At 68.1% G+C, this 24,641-nt stretch carries 25 protein-coding genes; 19 read left to right on the top strand and 6 right to left on the bottom strand.

Annotated features, from left to right (window positions below; all coding sequences use genetic code 11):
* The first annotated feature begins 37 nt into the window (after positions 1-37).
* The 12 genes from AB0I35_RS20520 to AB0I35_RS20465 all read left to right on the top strand — a co-directional run bounded on the left by AB0I35_RS20520 (position 38) and on the right by AB0I35_RS20465 (position 11,615).
* Complete coding sequence (locus AB0I35_RS20520) at positions 38-946, top strand: TAXI family TRAP transporter solute-binding subunit (protein ID WP_357397703.1); 909 nt, start codon at positions 38-40, stop codon at positions 944-946.
* Positions 947-1,230: 284 nt separating this feature from the next.
* Positions 1,231-2,043 carry an ABC transporter permease gene (locus AB0I35_RS20515; RefSeq protein WP_357397702.1) on the top strand — a complete coding sequence of 271 codons (813 nt, stop codon included), beginning with the start codon at positions 1,231-1,233 and terminating at the stop codon, positions 2,041-2,043.
* A gap of 85 nt (positions 2,044-2,128) precedes the next feature.
* Entirely contained in the window at positions 2,129-2,905 is a 777-nt protein-coding gene (locus AB0I35_RS20510) for an ABC transporter permease (RefSeq protein WP_357397924.1), read from the top strand.
* Positions 2,906-2,915: 10 nt separating this feature from the next.
* A complete protein-coding gene (locus AB0I35_RS20505; protein WP_357397701.1) occupies positions 2,916-4,301 on the top strand; it encodes an MCE family protein in 1,386 nt (461 codons plus the stop codon).
* 1 nt (position 4,302) lies between these two features.
* Positions 4,303-5,325, top strand: coding sequence for an MlaD family protein (locus tag AB0I35_RS20500; RefSeq protein ID WP_357397699.1), 1,023 nt, complete (start codon positions 4,303-4,305; stop codon positions 5,323-5,325).
* The gene (locus AB0I35_RS20495; protein ID WP_357397698.1) at positions 5,322-6,353 is read left to right on the top strand and encodes an MCE family protein; all 1,032 of its coding nucleotides are present in this window, start codon (positions 5,322-5,324) and stop codon (positions 6,351-6,353) included. Before AB0I35_RS20500 ends, AB0I35_RS20495 begins: the two co-directional genes overlap by 4 nt.
* Positions 6,354-7,427: an MCE family protein gene (locus tag AB0I35_RS20490; protein ID WP_357397697.1), complete on the top strand. Its 1,074-nt coding sequence runs from the start codon at positions 6,354-6,356 to the stop codon at positions 7,425-7,427.
* Positions 7,424-8,503: an MCE family protein gene (locus tag AB0I35_RS20485; RefSeq protein ID WP_357397696.1), complete on the top strand. Its 1,080-nt coding sequence runs from the start codon at positions 7,424-7,426 to the stop codon at positions 8,501-8,503. The genes AB0I35_RS20490 and AB0I35_RS20485 overlap by 4 nt, the downstream gene beginning before the upstream one ends.
* Entirely contained in the window at positions 8,500-9,696 is a 1,197-nt protein-coding gene (locus tag AB0I35_RS20480; RefSeq protein WP_357397694.1) for an MCE family protein, read from the top strand. Before AB0I35_RS20485 ends, AB0I35_RS20480 begins: the two co-directional genes overlap by 4 nt.
* A gap of 27 nt (positions 9,697-9,723) precedes the next feature.
* Entirely contained in the window at positions 9,724-10,296 is a 573-nt protein-coding gene (locus tag AB0I35_RS20475) for a hypothetical protein (RefSeq protein ID WP_357397693.1), read from the top strand.
* An 11-nt stretch (positions 10,297-10,307) separates the two neighbouring features.
* A complete protein-coding gene (locus tag AB0I35_RS20470) occupies positions 10,308-11,381 on the top strand; it encodes an oxygenase MpaB family protein (RefSeq protein WP_357397691.1) in 1,074 nt (357 codons plus the stop codon).
* Positions 11,382-11,399: 18 nt separating this feature from the next.
* Positions 11,400-11,615 (top strand): hypothetical protein, encoded by a 216-nt coding sequence (locus AB0I35_RS20465; RefSeq protein ID WP_357397690.1) that lies wholly within the window; start codon positions 11,400-11,402, stop codon positions 11,613-11,615.
* Between the two features lie 41 nt (positions 11,616-11,656).
* Here AB0I35_RS20465 and AB0I35_RS20460 read toward each other — a convergent pair whose 3' ends face one another.
* The 4 genes from AB0I35_RS20460 to AB0I35_RS20445 form a co-directional block, all read right to left on the bottom strand.
* Positions 11,657-12,316, bottom strand: a complete 660-nt coding sequence (locus AB0I35_RS20460) for a TetR/AcrR family transcriptional regulator (protein ID WP_181697308.1) — start codon at positions 12,314-12,316, stop codon at positions 11,657-11,659.
* Between the two features lie 36 nt (positions 12,317-12,352).
* Positions 12,353-13,717, bottom strand: a complete 1,365-nt coding sequence (locus tag AB0I35_RS20455; protein ID WP_357397689.1) for a serine hydrolase domain-containing protein — start codon at positions 13,715-13,717, stop codon at positions 12,353-12,355.
* A gap of 53 nt (positions 13,718-13,770) precedes the next feature.
* Entirely contained in the window at positions 13,771-14,442 is a 672-nt protein-coding gene (locus tag AB0I35_RS20450) for a cutinase family protein (RefSeq protein WP_357397687.1), read from the bottom strand.
* 148 nt (positions 14,443-14,590) lie between these two features.
* Positions 14,591-14,950, bottom strand: coding sequence for an Rv2640c family ArsR-like transcriptional regulator (locus AB0I35_RS20445; RefSeq protein ID WP_067639255.1), 360 nt, complete (start codon positions 14,948-14,950; stop codon positions 14,591-14,593).
* A 99-nt stretch (positions 14,951-15,049) separates the two neighbouring features.
* Between AB0I35_RS20445 and AB0I35_RS20440 the strand changes: the two genes are divergently transcribed.
* The 5 genes from AB0I35_RS20440 to rph all read left to right on the top strand — a co-directional run bounded on the left by AB0I35_RS20440 (position 15,050) and on the right by rph (position 20,619).
* Positions 15,050-15,562 carry an ArsI/CadI family heavy metal resistance metalloenzyme gene (locus AB0I35_RS20440; protein WP_357397686.1) on the top strand — a complete coding sequence of 171 codons (513 nt, stop codon included), beginning with the start codon at positions 15,050-15,052 and terminating at the stop codon, positions 15,560-15,562.
* 46 nt (positions 15,563-15,608) lie between these two features.
* The gene (locus tag AB0I35_RS20435; protein ID WP_357397685.1) at positions 15,609-16,178 is read left to right on the top strand and encodes a TetR/AcrR family transcriptional regulator; all 570 of its coding nucleotides are present in this window, start codon (positions 15,609-15,611) and stop codon (positions 16,176-16,178) included.
* 72 nt (positions 16,179-16,250) lie between these two features.
* Positions 16,251-17,285: a medium chain dehydrogenase/reductase family protein gene (locus tag AB0I35_RS20430; protein ID WP_357397683.1), complete on the top strand. Its 1,035-nt coding sequence runs from the start codon at positions 16,251-16,253 to the stop codon at positions 17,283-17,285.
* Positions 17,286-17,314: 29 nt separating this feature from the next.
* Positions 17,315-17,878 carry an ABC transporter permease gene (locus AB0I35_RS20425; RefSeq protein WP_067639263.1) on the top strand — a complete coding sequence of 188 codons (564 nt, stop codon included), beginning with the start codon at positions 17,315-17,317 and terminating at the stop codon, positions 17,876-17,878.
* A 155-nt stretch (positions 17,879-18,033) separates the two neighbouring features.
* Positions 18,034-20,619 (top strand): rifamycin-inactivating phosphotransferase, encoded by a 2,586-nt coding sequence (rph, locus tag AB0I35_RS20420; protein WP_357397682.1) that lies wholly within the window; start codon positions 18,034-18,036, stop codon positions 20,617-20,619.
* On the opposite strand, the gene AB0I35_RS20415 is transcribed toward rph, so the two are convergent.
* Positions 20,616-21,308 (bottom strand): DUF2993 domain-containing protein, encoded by a 693-nt coding sequence (locus tag AB0I35_RS20415; protein ID WP_357397680.1) that lies wholly within the window; start codon positions 21,306-21,308, stop codon positions 20,616-20,618. The genes rph and AB0I35_RS20415 overlap by 4 nt on opposite strands.
* Positions 21,309-21,446: 138 nt before the next feature.
* Here AB0I35_RS20415 and AB0I35_RS20410 point away from each other — a divergent pair, with 138 nt between their 5' ends.
* Positions 21,447-21,770: a hypothetical protein gene (locus AB0I35_RS20410; RefSeq protein WP_225279460.1), complete on the top strand. Its 324-nt coding sequence runs from the start codon at positions 21,447-21,449 to the stop codon at positions 21,768-21,770.
* Positions 21,771-21,919: 149 nt separating this feature from the next.
* Positions 21,920-23,908, top strand: coding sequence for a heavy metal translocating P-type ATPase (locus tag AB0I35_RS20405; RefSeq protein ID WP_357397922.1), 1,989 nt, complete (start codon positions 21,920-21,922; stop codon positions 23,906-23,908).
* A 4-nt stretch (positions 23,909-23,912) separates the two neighbouring features.
* Here AB0I35_RS20405 and AB0I35_RS20400 read toward each other — a convergent pair whose 3' ends face one another.
* Positions 23,913-24,599 (bottom strand): ZIP family metal transporter, encoded by a 687-nt coding sequence (locus AB0I35_RS20400; RefSeq protein WP_357397679.1) that lies wholly within the window; start codon positions 24,597-24,599, stop codon positions 23,913-23,915.
* Positions 24,600-24,641 lie beyond the last annotated feature (42 nt).

The raw sequence follows: 24,641 nt of genomic DNA, 5'->3' as shown, positions 1-24,641 counted from the left end.
CGATGCAGGCGGTGACCCGGTGAGCGGCGCGGTGCCGATGACGCGTCGTCGGATGCTCGCGCTGACCGCGCTCGCCTCGGCGGCGCTCTTCGGCTGCGGCACGGGCGACCGGTCGACAGTGCGCTTGGCCTCCGGCGAGGACGGCGGCTTCTATTTCGCCTTCGCCCGGCTGCTGGCAGACGCGGCCGCGAACGAAACCGACCACGTCCGGATCGAGCCGGTGGAAACCGCCGGCTCACAACAGAATCTGCGGATGATCGCCGATGGCGAGGTCGAAACCGCACTGGCACTGGCGGATTCGGTGGGCGACTTCGCCGGTCGGGTACTGGCATTGGGCCGCGTGTACGAGAACTACCTGCAGTTGGCGGTCCACACCGACAGCGGAATCGAGCAGGTGGCCGACCTGCGTGGCCGACGAGTCAACCTAGGTGCGGCCGGTTCGGGTGCCGCACTGACCGGTGCACGTCTCCTGGCCGCGGCAGGCCTCGACCCGACCGTCGATGTGGTGACTGAACATCGTCCCCTGCGTGAGGCCACCCGGGCATTGACCGACGGCGCCATCGACGCCTTGCTGTGGGCAGGCGGCGTACCGACCGCCGCCCTCACCGTGCCCGATCCGATGCGGCTGCTCGACCTCGGCGCGCTGGTCGCACCGATGCGCGCGGAGTACGGCCCCGTCTACGACCACGTCGCCATCCCCGCCGACGCCTATCCGGGTAGTCCCGCGGTCCACACCATCGGCGTCACCAACCTGCTTCTCGCCACCGCTACCCTGCCCGACGAAACCGCCGCCGCCATCGTCGAACTCCTCCTCTGGCACGCCGATGCCCTGGTCCCCGCCGAGGCCGCCGGCACCCAATTCCTCGACGGCCGTTTCCTCATCGGCACCGGTACCGTCCCCCTGCACCCCGCCGCCGCCGAGGTCTACCGCCGCTGGCACGGCTGACCGGCTGCCCCCAGCACGTTGCTCGTGCGGGTTCCCCTACCGCTGCCCGGTACGCCGCACCATCGCACTCAAGTGAGCGAAGCCAGGATTGCCTCGATTCCTCGACAGTCACGACCACCTCTTGCTACAGTCCCAGACAGAAAACTACGGTCGCGTAGAAATACATATACGCGGTGGTAGAAATCTTGTCGGTAGTGGTCGCACGAGTCCACCACCGCATTCACGCAGAGGCGGTCGCGATGGGCTCGAAATCTATACCTGCCAGCGCTACAACGGATTTCGACATGATTGTCTCCTTCTGCCTGGACTGGTGGCGCAACCATCCGCGACGCGCGACAGAGACCGCCGGACGACAGGTCAGCATGGCCTGGCAAGCCACCGCGGAGCTGGTCCGAGCACTGGGCAATCGCCGTTTTCCGCTGGCCGAATTCCTTCGGCAGAGCTCGTTCATGGCAACTGTCTCAGCCACTCCGACACTCCTGGTTGCGATCCCCATCGCCGCGATCGTCTCGATCCAGATCGGCGCGCTGGTCAGCCAAGTCGGGGCCACCACTTTCATCGGTGCCGTCAACGGCCTCGGCATCATCCGGCAGGGCGCCCCACTAGTCACCTCGCTGATGATCGCGGGCGCGGTCGGCTCCTCGATCTGCGCGGATCTGGGATCCCGCACGATCCGGGAGGAGATCGACGCGATGCGGGTGATGGGCGTCGACCCGGTGCGCAGGCTCGTGGCACCACGACTGCTGGCGGCGGTGCTGGTGAGCATGCTGTTGTGCGGGTTCGTCGTGTTCATCGGTTTCGCCACCGGCTACCTGTTCGACATCTTCGTCCAGGACGGCACGCCCGGCTCCTACCTCAGTACGTTCGCCTCGTTCGCCGTCGCCAGCGACCTGCTGGTCGCGCTGGTGAAGGCGTCGGTGTTCGGCGCGCTCACCGCGATCATCGCCTGTGATTGCGGTCTGAACACCCAAGGCGGCCCCGGTGGGGTCGCCGACGCGGTGAACTCCGCGGTGGTCAGTTCGGCGATCGTGCTCTTCGCGGCCAATATCGCGCTCACCCAGATCTACAACACCCTGCTGCCGTCCAAGGTGCTCTGAGATGTCGAATTACACCCCACCCCTGCTGCGTCCGTTCCACGCGGCGAGAACAGCGACAACGCCGGTCGTCGAGGCGAACGTGCGGATGGGCCACCAGGGCGTCGTCTTCGTGCGAGCGCTGATCGCCGTTCCGTTCGTGCTGCGGCACTACCGAAGAGAAGTCACACGGTTGATCATCGATGTCACCTGGGGCAACGGCGCACTGGTCGTCGGCGGAGGCACCGCCGGGGTGATCGTGATCCTGTGCGGTTTCGGGGGCGTCACCGTCGGCATGGAATCGCATACCGCGCTCGATCTGTTGACGATGAGCCCGCTCACCGGCGCGATCTCGGGTTTCGCCACCACCAGGGAGCTGGCCCCGCTACTGGCGACCATCGCGTTCGCCGCCCAGGCGGGTTGCCGATTCACCGCACAGATCGGGTCGATGCGGATCGCCGAGGAGATCGACGCGCTCGAGTCGATGGCCATCCGTCCCCTCCCCTACCTGATCACCACGCGCATGCTGGCCGCCGCCGTCGCGATTCTGCCGCTGTACGCCGTGGGCATGGCCACCGCGTATCTCACCACCAAGATCACCGCGATCTTCCTCGGCGGCAACGGCATCGGCACCTACGACCACTACTTCCACCAGTTCCTCGACCCGGGCGACATCGTCTACTCGGTGCTCAAGGCGGTCGCGTTCGTGCTCGTCGCCACGTTCGTCCAGTGCTACTTCGGCTACATCGCCGCCGGGGGACCGGAAGGCGTCGGCGTCGCGGCCGGACGAGCGATCAAGGTGACGATCATCGTCGTCGTCTTCCTGAATCTGCTTCTCACACTGGCCATCTGGGGCGTCGACTCCGGTATCCGGATCTCGGGATAGGGGAAACGACATGTATCCGGATCCCAGTGGGCGCGGGTGGTCTCGTCGGCGACTCGGCGCGGCCGGGGTGGCGATGACGCTGAGCCTGTCCGGGGTGGTCACGTTGCTCGGGCTGCGCTACAGCGGACACTTCGAGGACACCGTCGCGGTGACCGCCCTCATGACGAGCACCGGCGACGGATTGCCCGCTCGCGCCGACGTGCGCTTTCGCGGACTGCTGGTCGGCTCGGTGTCCGCGGCGGAGATCGCCGAGCAGGGTCTTCGGCAACGCGTGGACCTGGCGCTGGAACCGGGTGCCGCCGCCGGGATCCCGGCCACGGTGACGGCGCGGGTCGTTCCCGCCAATATCTTCGGCGTCACAGCGATCGAGCTCGTGGACAACGGGCCGGCCACCACTCCCTTGCACGCCGGAGCGGTGATCGAGCAGGACACCGGTCGGGCCACGGTGGCGCTGCAGACGACGCTGACCACCCTGCGCGATGTGCTCGACCGCGTGCAGCCCGCCACGCTTGCCCGGGTGCTCGCCACACTGGCCGAAGCGCTCGACGGTGACGCCCGGCTGCCCGGTTCGACGATCGAACGCCTCGACCGGTGGATCACCGAGGTACGCGCCCTGCCCGGAATAGGTGAGCTGCTCGGGAACCTCGGAGCAGCCACTGCCGCGGTGAACCAGTCGGCGCCCGAACTCGCCGACGCCCTCGGCAGGTCGGTCCAGACGGCGCAGACCATCACCGCGCGCCGCGCTCAGGTCATCGAACTACTCGCCTCGGCGGAGGCGGCAACCGCCGCCACCCAGGCGCTCTTCGCGCGCAACCCCGATGCGGGCAAGGAACTCGTGGTCGGACTGGACGCGACCTTCGGTGCCCTCGCCGCCGATCCGGCGGCGATGACCGAAACGGTTACCGCGCTCGGTGATTCGCTCAGCCGCCTCGCCACGGTGTTCCACTGGGGTCCCAGCAAACAGATGCAGTGGGACATCACCGTCTCGTTCACACCGTTCCGCCAGTACACCGCTGCCGACTGCCCCCGCTACGGCAGCCAGGCGGGTCCGCGATGCGACACCGCGACGATTCCTGATTCTCCTGCGGCACAGATCTTTCCACCGCAGCTGCGGCCCGGCCACCTACCCGCCGCCGGACCCGCACCCAGCCCGGTGGTGCCCGGCCTCCCGGCCTTGCCGCCCGTTCCCGGACTGTCGCTGCCCGGTGCGGCGATTCCCGGCCTCACCGCACCGCCCGGTTCCCCGCCGCCCGCCGGACCGATCTCCCTCACCGGACCCGCCGCGGTGGCCGGGTTCCTGGGCGCACGCCCGAACACCACACAGTTGCTTCTGCTCGGCTCCGCGCTCACCGGCGCGACCGTCACAGTCACACCGAAGCCTTCGGAAGGACACTGAGATGCGCCAGCGCACAACCCATCTCGGGCTCGCTGTTTTCGTGACCCTCTCCCTGATCGCGACCTTCACGATCTGGTCGACATTGCAGCGCTCGGTCCCCGGTGACACCCACCGCTACAGTGCGACCTTCACCGATGTGCTCGGTTTACGTACCGGCGACGACGTGCGGATCGCCGGTGTGCGGATCGGCCGGGTGGACGCGATCGACCTGGTCGACCGCAAGCACGCCAGGGTGACCTTGTCCGTGCGATCGCGGCAACAGCTGAGCACCACCACGAAGGCGCTGATCCGCTATCAGAATTTGATCGGCCAGCGCTATGTGGCACTGACTCCGGGGGAATCGCCGGGCGAACCGCTGCCCGCCGGTGGCTCGATCCCCTTGGAGCGCACCGAATCCTCCTTCGACGTCTCGGCCATGCTGTCGGGCTTCGAACCGTTGTTCAGCCTGCTGCAACCCGACGACGTGAACTCGCTGTCGGAAACCCTCGTGCAGGCACTGCAAGGCGACGGCGTGTCGTTGTCGGCGTTGATCACCCAGGCCGCCGCACTGGCAACCACCTTCTCCGAGCGCGACGAGATCCTCGGCGCGGTGATCAGCAACCTCAGCGATGTCATCACCAGCCTGGCCCATCGCAGCGGCGAGCTGGAAACGTTGATCGCCCAGTCGCGCGCTCTGGTCACCGGGCTCTACGAACAGGGCGCGGTGCTCAGCGGGGCGGTCACCGGGATCGCCGAATCGACGACGAAACTCACCGATCTCATCGCTCGCGTCGCCCCGGGAATGGCGCAGGCACAGCGACAGGCCGTCGCGGGCGTGGATCTGCTGCTCACCAATGGCGCCCGCTTGGACCAGGCGGCCGTAGAACTACCGCTGATCATGTCCGGGCTCGCCCGGATCAGCGGCAACGGCACCTACGTCAACACCTATGTCTGCAACCTCGATGTCTCGCTGTGGGGCGTGCTGTTCCCCCGCGGCGTGCTCTCCCAGGTCGGCGGCAACGCGCACTCGGAGGTCTGTCGATGATCGGACTCCTGTTCCAGCTGATCCGGACGACCCTGGTCGACGCGTTCCGCAACCGGAACTTCTCGCTCGGCATCGTGGCCGGGGTGACGGTGGCAGCGGTGGTCCTCGGATCCGGGCTGCTGTCTCGTGCGCACCTCGGCGAGGCGACCCTGCGGGCCGAATTCGCCCAGGCGGCCGGTCTTCGCACCGGCAACAGCGTCGATGTGGCCGGAATCGAAGTCGGCACGGTCACTTCGGTACGACTGGAACGCGACCGGGTGCTGGTCACGATGAGCGTGCGCCCCGACCTCGGCCTCGGCCACGACGCCGAGGCGGCGATCAAGATGTCGACCATTCTCGGGAAGATGCACGTCGAGCTCGACCCGGGCACCGACGGCGAGCTGCCCGATGACCGTATCCCGTTGTCGGCCACCACCGTTCCCTACAACCTGGCCAAGGTCGTGAACGACCCGACCTACCGCAACTCCTTCGAGCACCTCGAACGGCTCGACCCGAACGCGTTGCGCGCGAGCCTGGACACGATCGCCACCCAGCTGGGCGATTCACCGCACCTCACCGCGCAGGCACTCGACAGCGTCGGCGCGCTGGCCCGGGTGATCGCCTCCCGGCGCGACGAGGTGGACCAACTGCTGAACAGCATGGACCAGGTGTCGGGTCTGATCGCCGACAACCAGAACAGCGTGCTCGCGCTGCTCACCAAAGGCGAGGCGATCGGTGCCGCCGTCAGCCGCCGCCGCGACCTGATCGCAGACCTGCTCGACAACATCGCCGCCGCGTCGAAGATCCTGCAGGACATGGGCGTCGAGGACGGCGGCAGACTCGGCCCGCTCATCCACAGTCTGAACACGATGTCACAGGGCTTGGAAAAGAATCGCGACCACCTCGCCGCGCTGTATCAGGTGATGCCGGTGGCCGTTCGCCAATTCAACAACACGTTCGCGCAGGGACCCTACGGCGACATCTACCTGCCGTGGCTGTTCCCGGACAACTGGCTGTGCCTGGCCGGCGCCGTCGAAGGGTGCAAGTAGATGCGAAGACTGTTCCGATGCCTCGCGCTGGTGATCACTACCGGGATCGGTGCGGGCTGTTCCTCGATTCCGGTGTCGCTACAGCCGGACGCCGTCCACCTCACCGCCGACTTCGAAAGCACCGCGGGCTTGTTCGTCGGCAACGACGTAGCGGTCCTCGGTGTCCCGGTCGGACGGGTCGACGCGATCGCGCCCAAGGGGGCGTTCGTCGAAGTCGCGATGACCATCGAGCCAGGCGTCGAACTGCCCGCCGACGTCAAGGCGGCGTTGGTCTCCCCGCAGCTCATCACCAACCGCCACGTCGAGTTGACCCCGGCGGGGACCGGCGGTGGACCGCCCCTGGCCGACGGCGCCCACATTCCGCTGGCCAGGACGAGGACACCGGTCGAACTCGACCGTATCCTGCGCAATTTCGAACAGCTCGGCGAAGCGTTGAAGGGCGACAACGCGAACGGCCCGATGGCCAGCCGGGTGTTGTTCCCGATGCTCGACGGCAACGGAGACCGGATCCGCGAGACCCTCGACGCGCTGGCGACCACCTTCGACGTGTCGCTGGCCAACAGCGACCAGATCTCGCGCACCATCGTCGAACTCAACGACCTCACCACGATGATCGCCGGAAACGACCAGACCGTGCGGGATTTCAGCGGTCGGCTCACCGAACTCGTCACGCTGCTCGAGGAACAGGCTCCAGGTTTGGCGGCGGTCCTCACCCAGGTGAACGATTTCATCGCCAACACCTCCACCGTCCTGGCCGACAACCACACCCCGCTCACCGACGCGGTGAACCGCCTGGTCGCCATCACCGGCCAGATGCGGGACAACGCACGCGGACTGACCGAGATCATCGACGTGACGCCCCTGATGGCCGACAATTTCGCGCGCGCCGTCAACCCGGACCAGCGGGCCCTGCGGTTGCACCTGCTCACCGACAAGTCCGTGCTCGACAGCGAAGCTCTCGCGCTGCTGTGCGCCCGGTTGGCCCTGCGCTCCGACGGCTGCCGGACCGGCAAACTGATGGACTTCGGACCGGACTTCGGTCTGACCGCCGCACTGCTGGGGCTCACCGCATGAGCCGGACCGCCCGCTTCACGGCCGCCGCGCTCACCGCCCTCGGCGTTTCCTCGTGCACGGTCACCGTCGACGACGTCCCGCTGCCCCGTCCCGGCGTCGACGGGCCCTCCTACCGGTTGCACGCGGTCTTCGACGACGCGCTCAACCTGCCCGAGCGCGCACGGGTCAAGATCGGTGGCACCGACGTCGGCGTGGTGACCGGGATCGAGACGACGAACTTCCGCGCCGAGGTCGAACTCGAACTGCGCCGCGATATCGCGTTACCGCGCGGCACCCGTGCGGAATTGCGACAACCTACTCCCCTGGGCGATCTCCATGTCGCCATCGTGTTGCCGCAGCACCGTCCCGGCAACTCGCTGCTCACCGACGGTGATGTCATCGACCGCGACCACACGTCGGCGGGCGCCTCGGTGGAGGAGCTGATGACCGCGATGTCGCTGCTGCTCGACGGCGGCGCGATGAATCAAGTCGCGCGCATCACCTCCGAGCTCGACGCCATCGTCGGCGGGCGAGGCCCGCAGTTGTCGCATCTGCTCACCGAACTCACCGCGACGCTCGCCGCGCTGAATCAACGTACCGCGCAGCTCGATTCGGTTCTGCACGGTCTCCACGGGCTCACCACCACCCTGCGGGCGCGCAAGGCCGAACTCGGCCGGGCCGCCGACACCTTCCCGGAACTGATCGGGGTGATCGGCGAGAACAACCGCGCCATCACCGATCTCACGACGAAGGTGTCGACGGTGACCGCCGCGCTCGGCGATTTCACCTCGACCACCGGCCCACAGTTTCTGAGCCTGTTCGACAGCGTGCAGGAGTTGATGAGCGGCTTCACCCGAATGGGGGACGACCTGGCCACCACCTTGGACCAGCTCAACACGGTGGCCCCGGTGGCGCGGGCTTCGATGCGCGGGTCGAGTCTCGCCGTGGCGGCCCGCATCTCGTACCTCGACGTCGGCGCCCTCACCGACACCGAGGGCAGCCGATTGCCGGACGGCACCGACGTCACCGCCTTCGTCGGCAGCCTCGCCCAGGTGCTCGCGCGGGTGCTCGGCCGCTTGCAAGGGGGTCACCGATGATCGGGTGGACCGCCACTGTCGTCGTCCGGCTGGCCCGCTGGGCGCACGACCACAGGATCGCGGGAGCTGTGCTCGGCATGGTCGCCATGCTGGTGGTGGGCTCGGGCTACATCGCCATCGATGTGATCGGTGTGCGGCCGCTGCACACCACCTACACCGTGCTCGTCCAGCTCGACAGCTCCGGCGGACTGCTCCCCCACAGCAACGTCACGGTGCGCGGTGTCGAGGTCGGGTCGGTGCGCGCGATCCGCATCGACGGGTCGGGCATCCTCGCTGAGACCGAAATCGACAGTGCCACACAAATTCCCGTCGGCACGCCCGTGGCGGTGAGTCGCCTGTCGGCGGCAGGCGAACAGTACCTCGATTTCCGGCCTGTCACCGGTGAGGCGCCCTACCTCGCCGACGGGGCGACCGTGCCCGCCGACCAGGTGAGCACGCCGGTGACGATCGACTCGTTCCTGGACAACACCGGTGCCCTCATCGCCGGGATGAATCCGGACCGGCTCACCGCGATCGTCGACGAACTCGACCGCGCGCTGCGTGGCGGCCCCGAGGTGCTGCGCAGTGTGATCAGTGGCCTGAGCCAGGCGACGGCCGGACTCGCCGGGCTGCTGCCCCAGACCACCGAACTGATCCGCAATCTGAGCGTCATCGCTGCCACCACCGCACACGCCCAGCCCGACCTGGCCACTCTGGTGCGGGGTTCGAGCACGCTGTTCGACCAGATGAACGCCGCCGACCACGAAGTTCGCGAACTACTCGACCAGGGGCCGGGCCGGCTCGCGACGCTCGACGGTGTTCTCACCGAGACCGGTGACCCGCTGACCGGTCTGGTCACCAATTTCGTCGCCATCACCCGCGCGGCCCGCCTGCGCACACCGGCCATGACGGCATTGTTCCCCTCCTTGCGCACCGCGGTGATAGCACTAGGAATCCCCGCCCACGACAACGCCTTTCACACCATGGCCGACATCTGGCCGCGCCCCACCTGTGAGTACGAGACCGTCCCGGTCTCCCCGACCCAGGTCTCCGACGGCCGCACCCGCCTCTACAACTACTGCGTCACCGACCACCCCGAACTGCAGATCCGCGGGTCGGCGAACGCGCCGCGCCCCGCCGGGCCCGACAACGGTTCGGGCCCGCCACCCGGAGTCACCGGCGACGAGTTGTCCGTCCCCTTGCCCGCCAACTGACTCCTACCCACGCAGAGGAATCCTCGTATGACAACCGAACCCGACAAACCACCCACCGACGACCCTGATTCCGAAAGCCCCGGGCCGCCGGCCGGACCCCGGCGAAGCGCCTTGCGCCGCGTCCTGTTTCCGGCAGCCGCGCTCACCACGATCGGCGCCGTCGCGATCGCGACGTTCCTCGCCGTGGACAACCACCGCATCCGTGCACGCGAGCAGGCCCGCGACGCCGCCCTCCAGGCCGCCTGTGCCTACGCCCCCACCCTGGCCAGCTACGACGCCAAGGACCTCGACACCTATTTCGCCGCGGTGCTGGCAGGGGCCACCGGCGCCTGGCGCACCGAATTCGACGCCACCAGCAAGGATCTGCGTGAGGTGCTCGTGCAGGGTCAGGTCGTCTCCACCGTCGGCAACGTCACCTGCGCCATCGAGTCCGCCGACGAGACCACCGCGCGGGCCGTGGCCGTCATCAATCAGACCATCACCAGCCTCGGCACCCGAGGCACGCCCGCTCCCGGCCAGCTCTCGGTGAACATGTCGCTGCGCAGGGACACCGACCGCTGGCTGGTCAGCGAACTCAGTACTCCGTTGCTCACACGATGAAGGAGGGCCACATGGGCTCTTTGCGAACCTGGTTCTCACTGCCCGAGGTGGAACCGGCCGAGGACTACGGCTTCTTCGGACCCGAATCCGTCGCATGGCGGGTATGGAGTTACCCGACCGGATTGACGATCGGTTTCCAACGCGCGGTCGTCATCGAGGAACTCGATCCGAACCTCATCGCGGCTGTCGATGCGACCAGCGCGATCTATACGCGCCCGCGCACTCGTTACGACCGCACGCTGCGCTATTTCGCCATGGTGATGTTCGCCGACAGCCGGTCGACGGTGAGCGCGGCCGATATTCTGGTCAAGATCCACTCCAAGGCTGTCGGGATCGATCCGGTGACCGGTCGGCACTACGACGCCAACGATCCGGATTCGCAATTGTGGATCCATCTGACCGCATGGCATTCGCTCCTGATCGCCTACGAGAAGTACGGCCCCGGGCGGCTCAGCGCGGCGGACGAATCGCGGTATTGGCACGAGTGCGCCCGTGCCGCGGAACTGCAGACCTGTGACCCGGCCGATATTCCCCGCACCCGCGAGGGCGTCGCCCAGTATTTCGACCGAATGCGCCCGCAGCTGATCGGATCCGACATCGCGAAGAAGGCGATGAATCACCTGCTCGACGCCGAGGTGATGCTGCCGCCGATGCCGCTGGTACTGCGTCCGATGTTCAAGCTCGTGGCGGCTTTCCTGCGACGCGGCACGCTGGCGACGATGCCGCGGTGGATGCGGGAGATGGCGGACCTGCCCACCGGACGGGTTCTCGACGCACTCGTGGTGCCATGGCTCAGCGCGGCGATGACCCTGGTCAGCTTCAACGCCCGGCTCGAACTGCTTCTGCTGCGACTGATCTCGCCGACGACGGTGCCGGTTGCGGGGCCGGTCCTGCTCGGCATAGCGCCGAAGAACCCGGTGACGACCACACCGCGGCAAGCACAGCGAAAATACGGATACGACATCCCCGCTCGAGCCCATCACGCACTCCGCCGCAAGCAGCGCGATCGCGTGTTGAGCAGAGGACTCCCGCCCTCGGATGAGGGACTCATCGAATCCCAGCCGATCCTCGGCGACATGGCCTGAACGAAGGAGAGATCACTCGTGCTCACGAAACTCATGGAACGCCGGCTCAGCATCCGCCAGATGATGTACCTCGCCCTCGCGGGCGGCATCCCCTATGTCGCGATCGGGCTGGTGTGGTTGCTCGCGCATCGAGATCACCTCGGCGAGCTGTCCGGGCTGGACCGATTCTTCTCGATCCTCGGCCAGGTGATCGCCTGGCCGGTACTGCTCGTCGCCGACGTCGACCTGCGGTAGAAATCCGCGACATCTGCTCACCAGGGGCGCTGGTGAGCAGATCACCGCGAGTCCGCGCCGGGCTCCTGCGGCAGTGTCCGCACCATGGAACGGACCGTGGCGCGCAGCCGTTCGGGCGGAAAACGTTGCGGGTCGGACAGCACCATCCTGCCCAGCACCTCCGTGAAACCGAGCATGACGTGGGCGATCAGTTCCACATCGGCATCGTGGGGTCCGCCGCGCACGGCGAAACCGGCGTTCAGCAGGTCCACACATTGGTCGAGCAATTTGTCGCGGGCGGCACCGAGCAATTCCCGGTAATCGGCCGGTGCGCCGTCGCTGTGCATGAGAATCAGGCGCCAGCGCGTCGGCGCCGCGGCCACCGATTCGAGAAAAGCCATCACCGCCCCGACATACTCGCGGTCGGGATCGGAGCCACGCAGATCACCCGGCATCGCCGCGAAAACCTGCGCCATTCCACGCGAGTGCTCCCGGTGCAGCAGGTGGGCAACCAGCTCCGGCGCCGTCGGAAACATCGCGTACAGCACCGGTTTGGCGACGCCCGCTTCCTTGGCGACCGCCTGCATGGTCAGATTCGCGATACCCTCGCTGCCGACCACCCGCAACGCGGCGTCGAGCAGTTGCGTTCGACGCTCGTCCGGCGGCAGCCGAGGGCCGTTGCGGCGCTTCGGACGAACCTCGGATCTGCTGTCGGCACTCACCAGACCATCATCCCCCACGCACAGTCGCGCGCGGCGTCAGCGCGCTGCCGGTACCGCGGCCGCGAGCTGGTTGCCGACGTCCAGGGCCAGGCCGAAGATGTCGGCCGCAAGTGTGCGGCCCTGACACACGGCGATGGTGCAGCCCGCGTAGGCGCCGGTGCCGAGCAGGATCGCCGACAGGTTCTGCGCGTCGAGCAGCAGCGCGCGTTCCTCCGGGGTCGCGCCCGTCCGATGGATCGGGTCCGGCGCGATGTTCGGGTCGTCGAGGGGTTCCGGCTGGTTCTCGATGGCGGCGACGATCCGGTGGAACAGCATTCGGTTGTCGGGATTGCTTGTGCCGGTGAGGAATCCGGTAAGGTTGTTCGGATCGATGGTCGCGGGTACGCCGAGCCGGACGATCACCAGGTCACGGCTGGGAATCACCACGGCCAACTGGCCGAGGGCACCGGAGAAGGCGATCGCGTCGTGCGGGAGACCGGGGAACAGGCGATGGTTGTAGTGGGCGGGCACCGGCACGTTCACCCCACGGAAGGTCTCCCCCGCGTTCAGCCACAACAAGAAGCCGTACCCGCCGTTGGCTTCGGTCGGCGTGGCGGCCTGGCGGAGGTAGTCGGCGTCGATCAATCGGTTGCCCGCCCATTCGCCCTGTTGCAGAACGAGCCGGGCGATCCGGGCCAGGTCGGCGGGGCGCATGGCCAGACCACCGGCGACGGCGGTCGTGGCGTCGCGATCACGCAGCCACACCCAGTGATCGCGGGGAATGCCCAACGGGCCCATCAGTTCTCGCTGCACGAAGTCCTGATAGTCCAGGCCGGTGGTGATCTCGATGATGCGTGGAAGCAGGCCGAGCACCGCCTGCGCGTACTGGAAGGTGGTGCCCGGTTCGTAGTCGATCGGGGCGGCCAGGATTCGGTCGACGGTGCTGGTGGCGATCGACGCGACGTCGGCTGGCCAGGAGAAGTGCAGGCCGGTGGTCTGGGTGAGGACCTGGCGCACCGTGATCCGCGCGTGCGCGGGGTCGGCCGTGGGGAAGAACCGGCCGATCGGGTCGTCGAGCCCGAAGTGACCGAGAGTCACCGCGCGGCCGACCGCGACGGCGGTGACCCCTTTGCTCGCGCTGAACAGCGGCATCGGCAGGTCACCGGTCGGCGCGTGGTCGGCCACCAGGCAGCCGTGCCGGTAGACCTGGATGGCGTGGGCCTTCGCACCGATGCCGAAATCGATCGCGGCGGCCAGCGCGGCCTCGTCCATGCCGACCTCGGCGGCCGCGCGCCGTTCGGGTGCGGCACCGGGCGCGGCCTCGACGCACCGGGTCTGTGCGTGCACGGCCGGTGGCTGGATCACCGCGGGACTCAGCGCGAGCGCGGCTGTGAGCACAACCGTGCCCAATCGGGGCGACATGAACAAGACCTCCAGGGGTGACGCGGCCCGCAGGCCTGCCGTCGATCGATGGGTCAGACCCGGGCGGCGACGAAGGCCGCGGCCTCGCCGGCGTACCGCTGGTACTGCAGGTGGACGTTCCAGTCCGTGCCCTGTGGGTCACACACCGGGTCGTTGTCGTTGCACACATCGTAGGTGCGATCGGCGTACAGGCCGGTGACCTCACGGCCCATCCCGCGAATAGGGTTGCCGAACAACAGGATCGCCGCGATCCTCGGCGCCAGCTCGACGGGCAGGGTGGCCACGATCGGCCCGCCGACCCGCGCGCCCTCGCTACTGACCCCGATCGAGTTGTCCACCACGTTGGCGCCCTGGGAGTAGCCGACGAGCACGAACTTCTGGTCCGGGCAGGCCGCCGCCCGTTCGACCACATGATCGACCAGGTCGCGGTTGCCGGCCTGCACGGACGCGGGCTGTTCGTGGCTCGCCGGATACTGCACCCGATAGGCGTTCGTCGATCGCGCCAGGGCGTCGTCGATGGCCGCGAACACCGGGTTGCCGACCACGGTGCCCAGTTTGTACCGGCTCCACACCCCACCGGGTTCGTTGGTCCCGCGGGCTGCGACGACGTGGACGTCGACACAGCCCGCCGCCTGGGCGGAGGCGGGCGCGGCCACGCCGGTGACGGTGCCCGCCAGTACGGCGGCGGAAAGTACCAAGCCCACGCGGGCGCGGATTTCGATCACGGTTCGTCCTTCGCATCGGTCGTCGATGGCCGCGAGCGTATGCGGGCAGACCGGGGCCGATCGGCGCACGGCACGCGCTTTTGGCACGGTTCACACCGAATACGACGATCGAGCCGCCGTTCGCTCACCGATTCCCAGGACCGGCGGTTCAGCTGCAGCAGTTGGGGTCGAGCACCGTGCACAGCGCCGACAGCGCCTCGCGGCGCGCCCGGTGGAAGGTGTTCATCCCGCGCCGCTCGGATTCGACGAGACCGGCTTTGCGCAGCTGCCCGAGATGGTGCGAGACGGTCGACTCGCTCAGCTCGACGGCGCCGGCCAGGTCACCGCCATTGCTCTCCCCTGCCGGAGTGGTGAGCAGCAATGACAGTAGTTTCACCCGGACCGGGTCGGCGATGGCCTTGAGCCGCAACGCCACCTCCAGCGCGGCGGCATCGTCGACCGGCGCCGCCGCCACGGGTGCGCAGCAGACGGGAGCGGACATATCGATCACGGGTAGCGCCTTGGGCATGTCGACGACTCTACGCTCGGTATTGACATATGTCGAAAAGGTGAGCAGACTCGAGCTCGCAAGTTCTTCGACATATGTCTCACAAGTGGAGGTTCGATCATGTCCCGAATTCAACTGGCCCTCAATGTCGACGATCTCGACCAGGCCGTGCGTTTCTACTCGACCCTGTTCGCCACCGAGCCGGCCAAGCGCAAGCCCGGCTACGCCAACTTCGCCGTCACCGATCCGCCGCTCAAGCTGGTGCTGATCGAGAACGCGGGCAAGGGCGGCAGCCTCAACCATCTCGGCGTGGAGGTCGAGTCGTCCGAGCAGGTCCACGGCGAGATCGCGCGCCTGTCGCAGGCGGGGCTGTTCACCGAGGAGCAGATCGCGACGACCTGTTGCTTCGCCACCCAGGACAAGGTGTGGGTGAGCGCGCCCGACGCGGAGCGATGGGAGGTCTACACCGTGTTGGCCGACAGCGAAACCTTCGGTAGCGCACCGCAACTCGTCGACGTGGAGCAGGGCGACGCATGCTGCGGCACCGCAGCGGAGGCCGAGGCGGAAGGCGCCTGCTGCGGCACCGACGCCAAGCAGGAGGCGGTGGCGTCGGGCGCGAGTTGCTGCCGCTGAACGAGCCGTTTGACGCGCCCGAAAGAGTGAGTGTACAGTCACTCACATGAGCAAGAGCGGAGCAACACTCTCCCGATCCGACATCCGCCGCGACGCCGTGGTCGATGCCGCGATCGTCGAGTTCGCTCGCACCGGCTACCACGGCACCCCGATCAGCACGGTCGCGGCGACGGCACAGATCTCCCCTGCCTATGTATTCAAGCTGTTCCCCGGCAAGGTCGCCCTGTTCGTCGCCGCGCTCGAGCGGTGCTTCGACCGGATCGCGGCGGCCATGTCGGCCGGTGCGGCACAGTCGGCCGGCGACAGCCCCGAGCAGATCCTCTACGACATGGGCGGCGCCTATGCGCAGTTGATCAGCGATCGGAGCCTGCTCATGCTGCAGGTCCACGCCCAATCGGTGGCCGAGGTCCCCGAGATCGGCGCGGCGATGCGCGCCGGGCTCGCCCGGATCACCGAACTCGCCAAACACCGCTCCGGCGCCGCGGACGAGCACGTCCAGCGGTTCATCGCCTTCGGTCAGCTCTGCCACCTCATCACCACTCTCGGCCTCGACGGTGACGACAGCCCGTGGGCGACCATCGTCACCGCGGGCATCCGGCACCCGGACGCCGGCTGACCAACCGATGCCCCCTCGCGGGGCATTTTTTCGACCCATCGAGTGATTGACCAGTCACACACTAGGAGAATCATGTCTGTCATCGCCACCGAAATCGTCCTGCCCGATCGGGTCGAGCCCGATGGTCTGCTGGTGACCCGGCGTCCGTTGCCCGCCCCCGGTCCCGGCCAGGCCGTGATCGCGGTCGCGGCGAGCGGCGTGTCGTTCGCCGAGCAGCAGATGCGGCGCGGCAAGTACTACGACCAGCCACCTTTCCCCTTCGTTCCCGGCTACGACCTGGTCGGTACCGTCCTCGCGGTCGGTGCCGGTGTCGACTCCGACATGGTCGGCAGGCGGGTGGCCGCGCTGACCAAGATCGGCGGGTGGAGCAGTCACGCCGTGCTCGATGCCGCCGATCTCGTCGCGGTGCCCGACGGGCTCGCTGCCGATGCGGCGGAAACCTTTGTCGTCAACGGCATCACGGCCTGGCAGATGTTGTTCCGCGTCGCGAAGGTGCGCACCGGGCAGACCGTGCTGGTGCACGGCGCCAACGGGGGCGTCGGCTCGACCTTGGTGCAGCTGGCCCGGGCCGAGGGTATTCAAGTCATCGGCACGTCCTCGGCGCGTCATGCCGAGGCGGTGCGTGCGCTCGGCGCCACCTGGGTGGACTATCGCGGCGATGTGGGGCAGCAGGTCCGGGCGCTGACACCCGGTGGCGTGGACGCGGTGTTCGACCACATCGGTGGCCCCGGGATCGCGGATTCGTTCGCACTGCTCGCGCCCGGTGGCACCCTGGTGTCCTACGGGACCGCGTCGACCAAGGACGACGAGGGTAATTCGCGGCTTCCGGTCCTGCGGTTGCTCGCCCGGTTGCTGGTATGGAACGCGTTGCCCAACAAGCGCAATGCGCATTTCTTCGATCTGTGGGCGGGCAAGCGCGATCTGCCGCGTTTCCGTGCCCGTATCGCCGAGGACCTGTCGGCCGTTTTCGATCTCGCCGCGCGCGGTGTGCTGGCAGCGCAGATCGGTGCGCGCGTGCCGCTGTCGGAGGCCGGGCGAGCGATGCGGCTCGCCGAATCTCGCACCGTCGTCGGCAAAGTCGTCCTGGTCGCCGACACCGAGTCCTGAAATCCCCCACTGATCCTGGAGAAATCGCGATGTCCGCTTTGCGTGTTCTGCTCGACAACCGTCCGTCCTACCTCAGTTTCGGTGCCGCGTGGCTGCTCGGGCACGGCGCTTACGCCGTGTCCCACGGTGATTCACCGCTCGTGCGGCTGCCCGCCGCGGTGCCGGGCGCACTGTTGGTCGGCGGCCTGCTGATCGCGATGGTGGTGACCAGTGTGGTCACGATGCGCGCCAAGCGCGGCGCCACCGGGGCCGAGGCGGTGGTCGGCAATCTGCTCGCCGCGTCGTGGCTGGTGGGCTTCGGAGCGCTGTTCTTCGTCATCACGGCGCTGAGTTCGGCGCTGGCCGACGACAATGTGCGAATGCTGTTGTGGCCCACCGGGTCCGGACTCGTGGTCGGCCTGCTGTACCTCGCCGGTGGCGCCGCTTACCGTGACGTGCTGCAGTACGCGCTCGGCGCGTGGCTGGCGTTGACGTCCTCGGCGGCGCTGTTCCTGACTGGTGCGAGCCCGTACTGGGTGCTGGCGCTGGCCGGTGGTGGCAGTTACCTCGTCGCGGCCGCACTCGAACCCCGTCGCCGCGCGGTCGCTGCCTGAATCGGCGTCCGGCCGTCGTCGAGCCCGGCTCGGCGGCGGTTCGCCGCGTTTCCCTTCCCCTTCTCACTGTATACACGATCGCGGCCGCTCATGAGACATCGAAATGTGGTCCATAATCGCTCGCGTACTGCTGAAATCGCAGGTGAGGAGTGGTTATGGGTGTTGTTCTCGAGTTCGGGCAGATCGACCGGTCGCAGGTGGGAATCGTCGGGGGCAAGGGCGCGAACCTGGGTGAGCTGGCGCGCATCGAGGGGGTGCGGGTGCCCGACGGGTTCTGTGTGACGACCGAGGCGTTCGATCGGACGCTGGCAGGCGCGTCGGCGGTCCGGGAACGGATCGGCGGACTGGCGGCCCTCTCCCCCGACGACCGGGTGGGGATCGCCGCGGCGAGTGCGGCGATCCGCGGGGCTGTAGAGGAACTGCCGGTGCCCGAGGACGTGGCGGCCGAGATCGTCGCCGCGCATGCCCGGCTCGGCACCGACGCCGCGTACGCGGTGCGTTCCAGCGCCACGGCCGAGGATCTGCCGACCGCGTCGTTCGCCGGCCAGCAGGACACCTACCTGAATGTGATCGGCGCGGCGGAGGTGCTCGACCATGTCCGCCGGTGCTGGGCGTCGCTGTTCACCGACCGGGCGGTGACCTACCGCCTGCGAAACGGGTTCGACAGCAGCATGATCCGGATGGCGGTCGTGGTGCAGCGGATGGTGTTTCCACGTGCGTCGGGCATTCTCATGACGGCCGACCCGGTGACGTCGGATCGGACCGTTGTCTCCATCGACGCCGGTTTCGGTCTCGGTGAGGCACTGGTGTCCGGTCTGGTGAACGCCGATGTGTACAAGGTGCGCGACGGGGAGGTCAGCAAAACCATCGCCACCAAGAAGATCGCCGTCGAACCGCTGGGTGCGGGCGGTACCGAGGTGCGCGACATCGACGAGGATCGCCGCAACGAACCGGTGCTCTCGGATTCCGAGGTGCTGCGACTGGCCGAATTGGGCCGGCGGATCGAGGCGCATTTCGGCTCGCCGCAGGACATCGAGTGGTGTCTCGACGACGAGATCCGGCTCGTGCAGAGCAGACCGATCACCACCCTGTTCCCGATCCCCGAGGCGGCCGACGACGCCCACCGCGTGTACGTGTCGGTCGGTCATCAGCAGATGATGACCGACGCCATGAAGCCACTCGGGATTTCGTTGTGGCAGCTCACCAGTCACGCGGCCATGCGTGACGCGGGCGGGCGGTTGTTCGTCGATGTCACCGAGCGATTGGCCTCGCCGACGGCCGGTCCCGCGCTGGCCGAGGCGCTCGGGAAGTCCGATCCCCTGATGGGCGACGCACTGCGCACCGTGCTCGAGCGTGGCTTCGTTCCCGTTGTGCCGCAGACCGATTCGGCTGCCGCGCCGCCCGCGCCCGCCCCGATCGACACCGATCCGGGGATCGTCGACGAACTGATCGCCGACTGCGAGGCCTCGCTCGCCGTGCTGAAACGCGAGATCGCGCCCCTGTCCGGGTCGGCCCTGCTCGATTTCATCCACGCCGATATCGCGGAATTGCGGCGAGTGTTGTTCTCCCCGCGCGGATTGCAGATCATCACGGCCGCCATGGCGGCGACCGAATGGCTCAACGACCGCCTGGGCGAATGGCTCGGGGAGAAGAACGCCGCCGATGCGCTCACCCAGTCGGTGCCGGGCAATGTGACCTCGGAAATGGGATTGGCGTTGCTCGATGTCGCCGATGCCATCCGCCCGCACCCGCAGGTGATCGAGTATCTGCGTGCGGTCGAGGAGAACGGCACGAACGATTTCCTCGGCGAACTCGAGCAGCGTGCGGGCGGCCCCGCGGCGCGGGTCGCGATCACCGAATTCCTCGACAGGTATGGCATGCGGTGCGTCGGTGAAATCGACATCACCCGGACACGGTGGAGCGAGGACCCGACGACTCTGGTACCGACCATCCTCGGCAATGTCCGCAACTTCGGAAACGGCGCGGGTACCGAGCGTTTCGAGGACGGATCGCGCGACGCCGAAGCGCAGCGGGCACGGATCCTGCGGGACTTGCGTGCGCTACCGGACGGGGAGAGCAAGGCCGAGGAAACCGAGCGGATGATCGACCGGGTCCGCACCTTCGCCGGTTACCGGGAGTACCCGAAGTACGGCATGGTCAGCCGCTATTTCGTGTACAAGCAGGCATTGTCGCGTGAAGCCGAACGACTCGTGGCGGCAGGCGTACTCCAGGAACCCGACGACATCTACTACCTGCGGTTCGACGAATTACGTGAGGTGGTGCGCGTCCAGCACGCGGACCAGGCCCTCGTCGCCCAGCGCAGAGCTGCGTTCGATACCTTCCGGACGCTCAGTGCGCCAAGGGTTCTCACATCCGACGGTGAGGCGGTGACCGGCGCGTATCGACGCGAAGACCTGCCCGAGGGCGCCCTGCCGGGCATGGCGGTCTCGGCGGGAACGATCGAAGGTCGAGCCCGGGTGGTCCTCGACATCGGTCAGGCCGATCTGGAAGCGGGCGACATCCTCGTCACCGCCTACACCGATCCCAGCTGGACCCCGCTGTTCGTCGGTATCGCCGGGCTGGTCACCGAAGTGGGCGGCCTGATGACCCACGGCGCGGTCATCGCCCGCGAATACGGGCTGCCCGCCGTGGTCGGGGTGGAACACGCGACCGACCTGATCCGCGACGGGCAGCGCATCCGGGTGAACGGCGCCGACGGCTATGTCGAGATCCTGACCTAGCCGTCGGCGAGACGCACGTTCTCGGCCGCCGCGGTGACGTGCAGACCGTCGGCGGCCGGGGTGATCGCGGTGATGTGTGCCCCGAGAGGCAGGCTCTGCAAGGGAACGACGAAGGTCAGGCTCCGCTGGATCAGGCCGAGCGAAATCGTCGGACCCCCGGCCGCGTGGCGCACGGACACGGGTGTCACCTCGATGCCGTCGGTGGTCGGTGCGACGGTGACGATGACCGTGGCGGGCACCATGATCCCGGCGACCGGGAACCGGCCCGCCACGCTCAAACCGTCCGATCCGAATTCGATGGACTCGACGTCGTCGGGAGCGAACCCTCGCACGACGTCGTAGGGGACGACAGCCGTCGCGGTCGCCGTGGCCGCCACCAGGTTCGAGGTCCGGTTGCCGAGCACATCACCCAGCGGTGCGGACACCTCGCGCAGGGTGACATCGAGGTCGCGCACGGTGATGTCGTCGCCGGTCCAGTCGCCTACCGCGATGTCGATGACCGGGTACCGGCCGTCGAGCGCCTGGGTGAGGAACGGGAAACCAGGGACGTCGACATCGGGCTGTCGCGCGAGCTGGTATTCCGCGGCGATCTGGCGCCCGATCGCGTTCTGCGCCAGCACGAGCGCGACCCGGTCGCCGACGACCAGCGCGATCGCCGCCACGATCAGCAACGTCAGCAACGTGCGCACGCTCAATCCCTTCACCACACCCGGGTAGCCAGTGGTCGCCCATGTTACGGCGCGGGCAGCGGTTCGTCCGGCCCGATTGGACCGCGACACAGTGGGTATTGCCGTTCACACGCAGTCCATCGGAGGGAAGGATCGACCATGGCGTACCCCGCCCACCAACGCTCCCCCATGTCGCGCCGCACCGGGCGCGAATTCCCCGACCACGCCCGAACCACCCGCAGCCACGCCGGTGAAGGTCTGGAGGACGGGTACAACTTCCCCGGCATCATCCTGTGCGCGATGGCCGTGATCGCCCTCGGCCTGTGCCTCACGGCCGCCGGATACGGCTTCGCGGGCTGGGGTGCCATCGCCGCCGTGGCCGCCGCGACGCTGGCCGTCGCCGGTGTCGCCTGGTTGCTGCTGGAACACCGACGCGTGAAGTCCAAGGAAGGCCTGAATCTCACCGATCAACGCGGTCACTAGCCGGCGCCGCGATCGACGCCCCCGCCCCCTGCCGGGCGGGGGCGTTTTCCTGTGCGGCCTCGCGACACCTCGGGGGTAGCGTCGGCGTCATGGCCGACGATCATCATCGGGGCAGCGGTTCGGACACGATCCACGACGAGCACCACGACATGTCTTCGGGGCATCATCACGGCGATCACGTGGCCATGTTCCGGCGGTTGTTCTGGGTGATGCTTGCCTTGGCCGTGCCGGTGGTCGCCGCCGACATGATGTTCGCCGAACTCGTCGGCTACACCGTGGCGACGGGGTTGCGGTGGGTGTCGCCGGTGCTCGGCACCGTCATGTATTTCTGGGGTGGCCGGCCGTTCCTCACCGGAGCCGTCGACGAGATCCGGGCGCGCAAACCCGCCATGATGCTGCTGATCTCGCTGGCCATCACCGTGGCCTTCCTCGCGTCCTGGGGCTCGACGCTCGGCGTGCTGCACCACGAGCTCGACTACTGGTGGGAACTGGCGCTGCTGATCGTGATCATGCTGCTCGGTCACTGGATCGAGATGCGCTCGCTCGGTCAGGCCTCGAGTGCGCTGGAATCGCTGGCCGCGTTGCTGCCCGACGAGGCCGAACGCGTCCGCGACGACGGCTCGACCGACACCGTCCGGGTCGAGGAACTGCGCACCGGTGACCGCGTCGTCGTGCGACCAGGCAGTCGGGTGCCCGCCGACGGGCTCGTCGAGTCGGGCAGCGCCGACGTCGACGAGTCCATGATCACCGGCGAATCCCGGCCCGTGCGCCGTGAACCGGGCGACAAAGTCGTCGCGGGTACGGTCACCACCGATTCGGCCCTGCGGGTACGTGTCACCGCCGTCGGTGCCGATACCGCTCTGGCCGGCATCCAGCGGCTGGTCGCCGAAGCCCAGAATTCCTCCTCCCGCGCCCAGGTACTCGCCGACCGGGCGGCGGGCTGGCTGTTCTGGTTCGCCGCCGGGTCCGCCGCGATCACGGCCGTCGTCTGGCTCGCCCTCGGCAGACCCGAGGATGCCGTCACCCGGACCATCACCGTGCTGGTCATCGCCTGCCCGCACGCCCTCGGCCTGGCGATTCCGCTCGTGGTATCGATCGCCACCGAACGCGCCGCGAAAGCCGGTGTGCTCATCACCGATCGCCGTGCGCTCGAAGCGATGCGCACCGTCGATGCGATCCTGTTCGACAAGACCGGCACCCTCACGCGTGGCGCGCCCGCCGTCGTCGGTACCACCGCCACTCGGTCGGGCCTCGCGGACGACGAAGTTCTCGCCCTGGCCGCGGCCGCCGAATCCGAGAGTGAGCATCCGCTCGGACGCGCCATCGTCGACACCGCGACCGAACGCGGAATCGCTGTCCCCGCCGCCACGGAGTTCACCGCCCACAACGGTGTGGGTGTGCGTGCGACGGTCGACGGTTCGACGATCGAGGTCGGCGGTCCCGCCCTCCTGCACCGTCACCACCTCGAGCCCGCCGAGACCACCGCCCGCTGGTCCGCGCAGGGGTCAACGGTGCTGCACGTACTGCGCGACGGCGAGCTGATCGGCGCGCTCGCCCTGGCCGACGAGGTGCGCCCCGAATCCGCGCAGGCGATCAAGGCGCTGCATCGCCGGGGCATCCACGTCGCCATGATCACCGGCGACGCCGAACCGGTGGCGCGCGCTGTCGCCGAGCAGCTCGATATCGACCAGGTGTTCGCCGGGGTCCTGCCGAAGGACAAGGGCGACAAGGTGCGTTCGCTGCAGGAGGCCGGGCACACCGTGGCCATGGTCGGTGACGGTGTCAACGACGCGCCCGCCCTCGCACAGGCCGATGTCGGAATCGCGATCGGCGCGGGCACCGACGTGGCCATCGCCTCCGCGGGTGTGGTCCTGGCCTCCGACGACCCACGCGCGGTGGTCTCGGTGATCGAGCTGTCGCAGGCCACCTACCGCAAGATGATCCAGAATCTGGTGTGGGCGGCGGGATACAACGTCATCGCGGTGCCGCTGGCCGCCGGTGTGCTCGCCCCGTGGGGGATCACCATGCCGATGGAGGTGGGGGCGCTGCTCATGTCGGCGTCCACGATCGTGGTCGCGCTGAACGCTCAGTTGTTGCGGCGCATCGACCTCGACCCGGCCACCGTGGTGCGGGAGTGAGCACTCATCCGATGGCGAAGGCGACGAAAAATCCGGCCGCTGTCGCCATTCCGACCCACCAGCCGCCCTCCCGATAGGCCTCCGGCACTAGGGAATCCGCGAGCATCGCGATCGTCGCACCGCCCGCGAACGCCTGCACCGCGCTGATGGCGGTGCTGGAGATGGTGTCGGCCAGCGCGTTGCCGAGCACGGTGACCCCGACGAGTACGGCCGAAGTGATCGCCCACAGACCGAACGTGCGGCCCGGTGAGAATCCGTGCTGGTCGCGCAGGAACGCGACCGCGCTCACCGCTTCGGGCACGTTGCCCACCGCGATGGCGACCAGCAGCACCAGTCCCCCACCCCCGACCAGCGACACACCGAGCGCCGTGTTCTCGGGAATCCCGTCGAGCACCGTGCCGAGCAACAGCGCCCAGCCGATCGCGGCTTTTCCCAGCTTGTTCTCGATCAGGTGGTCGGCGACCACATACATCCCGGCGCCCGCGAACAGTGCGATTCCCGCGATCACCGCCCCGTCGCGCCGGAACGCGGGCGCGAACAACTCCTCCGACACCGCCGCGATCATCGTTCCCGCGCCGAACGCCATCAGGGTCGCCAGCACCGGCCGAGGCAGCGTCCACCGCACGCCGATCGCCACCCCGATCATCAGCGGAACCACGGTTCCCAGCCCGTAGAGCAGCGCAGTCAGCATGCGCAGAGCCTATCGAGACAGTGGCCGCCGACGGCGGTTCAT

This window comes from Nocardia sp. NPDC050378, from assembly GCF_040655675.1.
Lineage (GTDB): Bacteria > Actinomycetota > Actinomycetes > Mycobacteriales > Mycobacteriaceae > Nocardia > Nocardia coubleae.
Note: the sequence above shows the minus strand (reverse complement) of the source record. Positions and strands in the feature narration are given on the sequence as shown.

Bases quoted from the DNA above. Each gene is read 5' to 3' on its own strand.
- AB0I35_RS20485 (WP_357397696.1), top strand. From the start codon at position 7,424: ATGAGCCGGACCGCCCGCTTCACGGCCGCCGCGCTCACCGCCCTCGGC.
- AB0I35_RS20425 (WP_067639263.1), top strand. From the start codon at position 17,315: ATGTCCGCTTTGCGTGTTCTGCTCGACAACCGTCCGTCCTACCTCAGT.
- AB0I35_RS20470 (WP_357397691.1), top strand. From the start codon at position 10,308: ATGGGCTCTTTGCGAACCTGGTTCTCACTGCCCGAGGTGGAACCGGCC.
- AB0I35_RS20510 (WP_357397924.1), top strand. From the start codon at position 2,129: ATGGGCCACCAGGGCGTCGTCTTCGTGCGAGCGCTGATCGCCGTTCCG.
- AB0I35_RS20445 (WP_067639255.1), bottom strand. From the start codon at position 14,950: ATGCCCAAGGCGCTACCCGTGATCGATATGTCCGCTCCCGTCTGCTGC.
- AB0I35_RS20440 (WP_357397686.1), top strand. From the start codon at position 15,050: ATGTCCCGAATTCAACTGGCCCTCAATGTCGACGATCTCGACCAGGCC.
- AB0I35_RS20490 (WP_357397697.1), top strand. From the start codon at position 6,354: ATGCGAAGACTGTTCCGATGCCTCGCGCTGGTGATCACTACCGGGATC.
- AB0I35_RS20495 (WP_357397698.1), top strand. From the start codon at position 5,322: ATGATCGGACTCCTGTTCCAGCTGATCCGGACGACCCTGGTCGACGCG.
- AB0I35_RS20500 (WP_357397699.1), top strand. From the start codon at position 4,303: ATGCGCCAGCGCACAACCCATCTCGGGCTCGCTGTTTTCGTGACCCTC.
- AB0I35_RS20480 (WP_357397694.1), top strand. From the start codon at position 8,500: ATGATCGGGTGGACCGCCACTGTCGTCGTCCGGCTGGCCCGCTGGGCG.
- AB0I35_RS20435 (WP_357397685.1), top strand. From the start codon at position 15,609: ATGAGCAAGAGCGGAGCAACACTCTCCCGATCCGACATCCGCCGCGAC.
- AB0I35_RS20400 (WP_357397679.1), bottom strand. From the start codon at position 24,599: ATGCTGACTGCGCTGCTCTACGGGCTGGGAACCGTGGTTCCGCTGATG.
- AB0I35_RS20430 (WP_357397683.1), top strand. From the start codon at position 16,251: ATGTCTGTCATCGCCACCGAAATCGTCCTGCCCGATCGGGTCGAGCCC.
- AB0I35_RS20520 (WP_357397703.1), top strand. From the start codon at position 38: ATGACGCGTCGTCGGATGCTCGCGCTGACCGCGCTCGCCTCGGCGGCG.
- AB0I35_RS20455 (WP_357397689.1), bottom strand. From the start codon at position 13,717: ATGTCGCCCCGATTGGGCACGGTTGTGCTCACAGCCGCGCTCGCGCTG.
- AB0I35_RS20515 (WP_357397702.1), top strand. From the start codon at position 1,231: ATGATTGTCTCCTTCTGCCTGGACTGGTGGCGCAACCATCCGCGACGC.
- AB0I35_RS20405 (WP_357397922.1), top strand. From the start codon at position 21,920: ATGTCTTCGGGGCATCATCACGGCGATCACGTGGCCATGTTCCGGCGG.
- AB0I35_RS20475 (WP_357397693.1), top strand. From the start codon at position 9,724: ATGACAACCGAACCCGACAAACCACCCACCGACGACCCTGATTCCGAA.
- rph (WP_357397682.1), top strand. From the start codon at position 18,034: ATGGGTGTTGTTCTCGAGTTCGGGCAGATCGACCGGTCGCAGGTGGGA.
- AB0I35_RS20505 (WP_357397701.1), top strand. From the start codon at position 2,916: ATGTATCCGGATCCCAGTGGGCGCGGGTGGTCTCGTCGGCGACTCGGC.
- AB0I35_RS20410 (WP_225279460.1), top strand. From the start codon at position 21,447: ATGGCGTACCCCGCCCACCAACGCTCCCCCATGTCGCGCCGCACCGGG.